Origin of the sequence: Rathayibacter sp. AY1C1, from assembly GCF_002932105.1 — a bacterium.
Classification (GTDB): domain Bacteria; phylum Actinomycetota; class Actinomycetes; order Actinomycetales; family Microbacteriaceae; genus Rathayibacter.
The window spans coordinates 1-1841 of record NZ_PSWH01000068.1 but is presented as its reverse complement, the minus strand read 5'-3'; the positions used below and the strand labels follow the sequence as shown (position 1 = coordinate 1841).

Below are 1841 nucleotides of genomic sequence, written 5' to 3'. Positions count from 1 at the left end.
CGCTTCCTCCCGGCCCCCCGCATCCTCTTCTCCCGCCCGCACTCCGCACGACAGGAACGAGCACCCATGACGCTGTCCACTCCTCAGACCGCCTACGCCTCCGCCAAGCTCCAGGGCACCGGAGTGGGACGCGGGCTGGCCCTCGGGCCGGTCCTGCGCATGCCGGAGCCGCTGCCCGAACCCGAGGACACCGCCAGCACCCGCAGCGTCGCCCAGGAGGAGGAGCGCGCCGTCTCGTCGCTGTCCGCCACCGCCGCGACGATCCGCCACCGAGGCGAGCGGGCCGGCGGCTCGGCGAAGGACGTCCTCGACGCCCAGGCCCTGATGGCCGAGGACCCGTCCCTCGCGGACGACGTCAAGGCGCGGATCGCCGGGGGCAAGACCGCGGAGCGCGCCGTGCACGAGGCCTTCGCCGGCTTCCGCGACCTGCTCGTGGCGATGGGCGGCTACATGGCCGAGCGCGCGACCGACCTCGACGACGTCTCGCAGCGCGTCGTGGCGCACCTGCGCGGCGTCGCCGCTCCCGGCGTCCCCGAGTCGGACGAGCCGTTCGTGCTCGTCGCCCGCGACCTCGCTCCGGCCGACACGGCGCTGCTCGACCTCGAGAAGGTCCTCGGCCTGATCACCAGCGACGGTGGACCGACCTCGCACACGGCGATCCTCGCCCGGGAGAAGTCGATCACCGCCATCGTCGGCACCACCGGCGCCCTCGACCTGCGGGACGGCCAGCTCGTCATCCTCGACGCCACCTCCGGCGTCGTGACGGTGAACCCCTCGGACGCCGAGATCGGCGCCGCGAAGTCCTCGATCGCCGAGCGCGCCGAGATGCTCGCCGCACCGGTCGTCCCCGGCGCGCTGGCCGACGGCCATGCCGTGCCGCTGCTCGCGAACCTCGGCTCGGCCGACGGCGCTGCGAACGCGGTCGAGCTCGGCGCCGAGGGAGTGGGGCTGTTCCGCACCGAGTTCCTCTTCCTCGACGCGAAGGAGGCGCCCTCGGTCGCCGAGCAGGCGGAGCAGTACACGCGCCTGCTCGCCGCGTTCCCCGGCCGCAAGGTCGTCGTCCGCGCGCTCGACGCCGGCGCCGACAAGCCGCTGAGCTTCCTCAACGACGACCACGAGGAGAACCCGGCCCTCGGTCTCCGCGGACTGCGCGCCCTCCGCGCCAGCGAGCAGATCCTCCGCGACCAGCTCACCGCCCTCGCCCAGGCCGATGCCGCGACCGACGCCGACCTCTGGGTCATGGCGCCGATGGTCGCGACCGTGGACGAGACCCGCTACTTCACCTCGATGGCGCGGGAGCTCGGCATCCGCACCGCCGGAGTGATGGTGGAGGTCCCCTCCTCCGCCCTGCTCGCCGACCGCATCCTCGGAGTCGCGGACTTCGCCTCGATCGGCACCAATGACCTGACCCAGTACACGCTCGCCGCCGACCGCATGCTCGGCACGGTCTCGGCGTTCCAGGACCCGTGGCACCCGGCCGTGCTCCGCCTCGTCGGCGAGGTCGGCCGCGCGGGAGCGGCGCTGGGCAAGCCCGTCGGGATCTGCGGAGAAGCCGCCGCCGACCCGCTGCTCGCCGTGGTCCTCGTCGGCCTCGGCGCCACCACCCTCTCGATGTCGCCGTCGGCTCTCGCCGACGTCCGCGCCGAGCTGGCCGAGCACACCCTCGACGACGCCAAGCGGTACGCGGAGCTCGCTCTCGCCGCCGACAGCGCCGTCGACGCCCGCTCCGCGGTCACCGAGGCGATCGCCGCCTCCTGATCCCGGATCACCAGCCCCACCCCCTGCACCACCCCGGCACTCGGGAGCCGGGACGCCTCAGGAGCGTCCCGCCTCCCGAGTGC

Annotated in this window: 1 protein-coding gene; it reads left to right on the top strand. The window is 74.2% G+C overall.

Annotated features, from left to right (window positions below; all coding sequences use genetic code 11):
- Positions 1-159 precede the first annotated feature (159 nt).
- A complete protein-coding gene (gene ptsP / locus C5C71_RS17095; RefSeq protein WP_104233916.1) occupies positions 160-1758 on the top strand; it encodes a phosphoenolpyruvate--protein phosphotransferase in 1599 nt (532 codons plus the stop codon).
- The last annotated feature ends 83 nt before the right edge of the window (positions 1759-1841 follow it).